3 protein-coding genes are annotated in these 6,139 nt (G+C 50.7%); 2 read left to right on the top strand and 1 reads right to left on the bottom strand.

The annotated features are described in order from the left end of the window. A partial coding sequence (locus R6U90_RS05040; RefSeq protein WP_410351584.1) for a PAS domain S-box protein occupies nucleotides 1-2,406 on the top strand: 2,406 nt, incomplete at its 5' end. Nucleotides 2,407-3,047: 641 nt separating this feature from the next. Beyond that, the gene (locus tag R6U90_RS05035; RefSeq protein ID WP_410351583.1) at nucleotides 3,048-4,628 is read left to right on the top strand and encodes a PAS domain-containing methyl-accepting chemotaxis protein; all 1,581 of its coding nucleotides are present in this window, start codon (nucleotides 3,048-3,050) and stop codon (nucleotides 4,626-4,628) included. A gap of 1,149 nt (nucleotides 4,629-5,777) precedes the next feature. On the opposite strand, the gene R6U90_RS05030 is transcribed toward R6U90_RS05035, so the two are convergent. Further along, nucleotides 5,778-6,139: DDE-type integrase/transposase/recombinase (locus R6U90_RS05030; RefSeq protein ID WP_410351582.1), on the bottom strand; the 362-nt coding region annotated here is incomplete at its 5' end.

Raw genomic sequence — 6,139 nt, 5'->3', positions numbered from 1 at the left:
CTTGTTTCACTGCTGGCGATTGGTCAGGACGTCACCGAGCGAAGACTGCTCGAACAACAACAATTCGAACAAAAAGAACATCTTAATATTTTACTGGAAACCATTCCGCACGGTATCCAGGAGACGGACCTTTCCGGAACCATTATCTACTCCAACCCGGCACATGCCCGCATGCTCGGTTACGAACCCGGGACTCTCGTGGGATGTAAGATCTGGGAGTTCCTGGTTCCTTCGCAACAGCAAGGTTTCCAGGAATATCTGCACAGGCTGATTGAGTTGAGGCCGCAACCTGAACCGTTTATGGGTCAAAACATTACCCGGGACGGCTGTTTAATCTCCGTCAGTGTCGATTGGGACTACAGGTATGACGCGCAGGGCGAGCTGACCGGCCTGATTGCCATCATTACGGATATTACCGGCCGTGTTGAGGCGGAAAATGCGCTGCGTGACAGTCAAAAACGCCTGTCCCAGGCCCAGGAGATCGCGAAGATTGGTAACTGGGAGCTTGACCTGCTCACTGGTCGACTAATCTGGTCAGATGCGATATACGCTATTTTTGAACTTGATAAAGCACATTACTCTCCCGATTATGGGACGTTTCTTGAGCTTGTTCATCCGGATGAGCGTGAAGCAGTGGATGCCGCCTACCAGCAATCTCTTGTCGATCGCAAGCCCTATATTATAGCTCATCGCCTCTTGATGAACGATGGCCGAATCAAATGGGTAGAAGAGCGCTGCAATACAGACTTTGCAGAAGACGGGACGCCACTTGTATCTCGAGGCACTGTTCAGGATATCACCGAGCAAAAAAAGGCCCAGATAGAGCTGGAGCATTACCAGCAGCATCTGGAAGAACTGGTTAAAACGCGAACCGAACAGGTCGAAGAACAGAGTTATCGCAATAATCTGATTGTCAATGCGGCGATGGACGGTTTTTTTCTTGCGGATATGCAAGGTAATATTCATGACTGTAATCCGGCCTATTGTCAGATGTTAGGTTATGAGCGGGATGAGCTGCTCCGGTTACATATTTCCGACATTGAAGTTATCGAGACCGCGGAAGAGACTTCCAGACACATTGAAAAGATTCTCGATCAGGGATGGGACAGGTTTGATACCCGGCACCGCGCCAAAAACGGGAGGATTATCGATGTGGAAGTGAATGTCAGGCTGGAAACGGTGGGGCAGGAGCCGCAATTTTTCGCCTTTGTCAACGACATAACCGAACGCAAGCAAGCCGAATCGGCAATCCGGTTAAGTCGTGATGAAGCTGCGCAGGCCAATGCGGCCAAGTCAGAGTTTCTTTCAAAAATGAGTCACGAGCTTCGCACCCCCCTGACGGCCATTCTTGGTTTTGGACAATTACTCCAAACCGATCCTGAATATCCGCTTAATGCACAGCAGAATGAAAATCTCGATGAGATCATGCAAGCGGGCAACCACTTGCTGGGGCTGATTAACGAGATACTCGAGGTGAGTCGCATTGAGAGCAAACCGGTTGAATTGAGTCTCGAGCCGGTCAATCTGGCGCCGCTTTTGGAGCAGTGCGTACAGCAGTTTCAACCCCTCGCCGAGCAGCGTAATATTTCTATAACATCCGGTAATACGCAGGAATGGGTGATGGCTGATTCCGCGCGGCTCGAGCAGGTAATAGTGAACTTGCTTTCCAACGCGGTGAAATATAATCGTCAGGATGGTCGGATCCGACTCTGGATCGACGAGGCTTCTGATACTTTTCTGCGAATTTCCATCAGCGATACCGGCCCTGGAATCGATACCGCGGATCAAGCCCTGTTGTTCAGACCGTTTGAGCGTCTGGGAACGGCTTATGATGGGGTAGCGGGGACCGGCATTGGTCTGGCCCTGTCCAGGCGCCTGGTCGAAGCCATGCACGGCAAAATTGGCATGGACAGCGTCAAGGGCGAGGGGAGTACCTTCTGGTTAGAACTGAAAAAGGCCGGACCCGGCGAGAGCCAGGCAGATCAATCTGTTGTCGAGCAAAACCGGAAAATCAACGACAGTGATCGGCGTACGCGCATTCTCTATGTAGAGGATAATTCGGCTAACCTCAATCTGGTACGTAAACTCCTCGCCAAGCGCGATGATTATCAATTACTCGAAGCGACCACGGCCGGGGCAGGGCTCGAGCTTGCCAGAACTGAATTGCCGGCGTTGATTCTTATGGATATCAACCTGCCTGACATGAGCGGTTATGAGGCACTGCAACGCTTGCAGGCCGACTCACAAACACGGGAGATACCTGTCATCGCGGTCAGCGCCAATGCCATGAAGGAGGATATCAGTCGCGCCAGGGAGGCCGGTTTTATCGACTACCTGACCAAGCCGCTGAATGTGGCGCAATTTCTCGATAAGATACAGCACTGTCTCGTCGCAAGAAGTCCCTGAAGGAGGGGTGTGCCTGTATTTAAATACACAGCAGAGCGGCCGATTATCGGACAAAATCGCCGCTACAGGGTATGACCGCATTGCGGCCAGATACCCCGGCAAGTTCCGTCACAAAAATGAACCCGGGTGTTGTGGCATCCGCTGATCTGACTGCCGGACGCCGCTTTTCGCGCCTTCCCCACACGCTATATGCCTGTTCACTCCAACCCGCCAATAGATCATGAGACAGTCGCCTCCGGACTACCTGCATGCGGTATCGCGTTGGCGTTGAAGCTGTGCGGTGTCATTCACTACTCTGGCGTCGGTTAAAAACACTTTTTGCTTATGAACTATAAAGATATTGCGCGCCAAGACGATAAAAACAGTGAAACGGTTAGTTAATCTGGCAGGGATAATAGCCATATCTATAAAAAGGTTATTTGACGCAAAGGACATCTGTAAATAATGGCTTAATTGGAATAATGAAATCAGCCACGACAGGAACAAGGATCAGTTTGACCATCGCAGATAGAACCAGGCATCCGGGTACCGCAGGGACGAGCCAAATTTGTGACAAATAAAGCAGCGAATTCAGTCAAATTTGCCGTCGACAAGACGATGTTATGAAAATCAGTCACTTCGAAAACTGAAGGCGTAAACATATGAAAAAGAACCATCCCATTACAAATCGAGAATATGACTATCCTTCGGATGCCAATATTCTGTCTACGACAGATCTGAAGGGGGCCATCTCTTATTTTAACGATGATTTTTTACGCATCAGTGGTTTTCAGTCAGAAGAACTACTGGGTAAAAATCATAACGTTGTCCGGCACCCGGAAATGCCACCGGCCGCTTTTGAGGATTTGTGGAGCCACGTCAAGGCGGGTGAGACCTGGATGGGCATGGTCAAAAATCGCCGCAAAGATGGTGACCATTACTGGGTCGATGCTTTCGTGAGCCCGATAACCAAAAACGGTCAACCGATTGAATATCAATCGGTGCGACGTAAACCAAAACGCGAGCATGTTGAGCGGGCAGAGAAGGTTTACAAACCCCTCATGGATGGGAAAATACCGCGCTATGTCAAATCACGCAAGATACCGCTTCTGGGGCGTCTGATTCTGCTAACAAGCATCGTGTGGCTGGCCATACTATCCGGTCTGGCCGTCTTCGGCGGTTTAAACCTTATACCGATGCTGGTGGCCTGGTTAGCGGGTAGTGCTCTGGGAGGGGCTGCTGCATTTTACATTTTGAATCCGATAAATCGCGCCGTCAAAGCTGCTGAAAAGGTTTATAACAATCCTGTCGCACGCTGGATATATACAGGGCGTAATGATGAAGCAGGCCAAATTCTTCTGGCACTGAAAAAACTGGCGTCTTCTACAGGCGGCGTAGTCGGTCGTATCTCCGACACCTCGAATATTCTTAAAAGCAGCTCCGATGCCCTGCTGTCGAATATGGAAGGCAGCCAGGAGATGATCCAGCGCCAGTATTCCGAGACAGACCAGGTGGCCACCGCCATGAATGAAATGACAACATCGATTCGTGGTGTGGAAGACCGGGCAAAAGCCACAGCTGAAGCCGCCAATCAGGCGACGGCGGAAACCCAAAAAGGTCAGCAGGTGGTTGATACAACCACACGATTCATTAACGAACTTTCAACTGAAATACAAAATATATCGACCGTTATAAATCAGTTGCAACAAGACAGCACGGAAATCAGCACCGTGGTAGATGTCATTACCGGCATTGCTGATCAGACAAATCTGCTTGCTTTGAATGCGGCGATTGAAGCCGCTCGTGCTGGCGACCAGGGCCGGGGCTTCGCGGTGGTCGCCGACGAGGTCCGGAGTCTGGCCTCACGCACCCAGGAATCAACCAGCGTGATACAGCAAACAATCGAAAAACTGCAAAGTGCGAGCAAGCAAGCCGTTGACGTCATGGCTAAAAGTAACGAACAGGCTGACAGTACGGTGGCCCAGGCTCAGGAGGCCAGCAAGTCGCTTGGCGAGATCATGACATCGGTTAACACCATTACAGAAATGAGTACCCAGATATCAGACGCGGTGACTGAACAGACCACCGTGGCCGAGGAAGTGAATCAAAGCATCACTCGTATACGGGATGTCGCTGAGAAAAATGTTAGCTCATTCCAGGAGAGTGAAGCCTCTGGCAAGGAAGTATCTAAAGTAGCAAACGATCTGCAAATACTCTCCGAAGAATTCTGGTCTAAACAGTAACAGCCCGGGGTTGCATACAAGCACGTTCCATGGACTGGATACGACCTCTGCTGAGTTATTAATCAGCCGGGAGGGGGATTTGGCCGCTGCAATAACTACCGGGTGATAAATAGCGGTATCTCAGAGGCCGAATTAAAAACCTTCAAAAACAGTTGTTTATATATGTTTTTGAAGGCCCCCAAACCCGCTTTCTTTTCCTTTCAAAACCCACAGTGATTTGTGTAAAATACTGGCTGTCACGCCGCAGCCCGGGTGGCGAAACTGGTAGACGCAAGGGACTTAAAATATTGAGCACCCGGTTCGGAAACGGCCGGTGTGAATGGAGTCAAATTCGGGGAAACCTCAGCACGCAGGGTGGTGGCAATCCCGAGCTAAGCCCGATAAAACAGTAGCGGGTTACGGGTACCGATAGTTCGGGAATTCCCTCGTATCTCGTCACTATCACGGGAAAGTGTAGAGACTTGACGGCTCCTGCCTAAGTTTTACTAACGTAGAATAGGGTAAAGATAAAGTCCAGGCCACAAATGCGTTTCAAGTACGCAGCAGCGAAAGTTGTAGTGGTAAGAAAATCCCTCGGTCATTGCGACCGTGCCGGTTCGATTCCGGCCCCGGGCACCATTTCAAGGTTCCATGAGGTTTCAGGAAGTTCCATAACCTGAATAACTCAAAATAAAACAACAGCTTATCGTCCCATAAAGTCCCTATAGTTCCCGGGAGTTTTGGACAGGCAGGTGTCCCGTCCACCCGTCCACAATACCCGCCAGGCTGTTTTCATCCCTGAAATTTCAACCTCAACCGCTATTCAAGCGGTACTACATCACGTTTTGCAAAATCCGTCTCTGCAAACTGCCGATAACCTTCACCGATCTGGCCTGTTTCAACCGGATATTTACCTGACAGACACAGGTTTCCCCGGACAGCCGACCTGGCTGCCCACCTGAGAGGTTTGTCGGCATCAATGCCGATCTACAGCCGCAGATAATACCCCGTCAGCAATCCATCCCAGGCACTATAGTAATACTCCCGGCGCGGCCGGTTAGCGAAAATATCCACGCCTTGCCAGACCTCGGCCGGCGTCCGTCCGTCCAAGTTTTGATGCGGCCGTATATGATTATACCAGCATCGAAACTGTCCCAGCGCACCGTTAAGCTATGTCTGATTATCCACTTCCCACAGATCGAGCTTTTGCTTGAGCGTGCCGAAGAACCGCTCGACTCTGCCGTTCATCCACGGACACCCCTTGTCCGTCTTCTGATGCCGGATACCCAACCACCACAGCCCAAAACGAAACAGTCGTGAAGTAAAGATCGATTCATTATCGGTCCGGATCATCTTCGGCTTGCCGTACTGTTCGATGGCGTTCAGGAGGTGTCGAAGCAGGGTGAGGCTGACCTTGTCTTTCAAACCGGAGAGAACCAGACTGGCGCGTGAGGCATGCTCCACGATACCGAGGATGTTGTGCGTTGTACCGCTGGTATCCTGCTTACCGGTCAGATCCAGCCCCCAGATCA

This window comes from Thiohalophilus sp. (assembly GCF_046483665.1).
In the GTDB taxonomy this organism is placed as follows: Bacteria; Pseudomonadota; Gammaproteobacteria; order UBA6429; family Thiohalophilaceae; genus Thiohalophilus.
The sequence above is the reverse complement of the archived record's forward strand: the minus strand, read 5'-3'. Positions and strand labels throughout refer to the sequence as shown.

Coding starts and splice junctions, on each gene's coding strand:
- R6U90_RS05035 (WP_410351583.1), top strand. CDS start 3,048: ATGAAAAAGAACCATCCCATTACAAATCGAGAATATGACTATCCTTCG.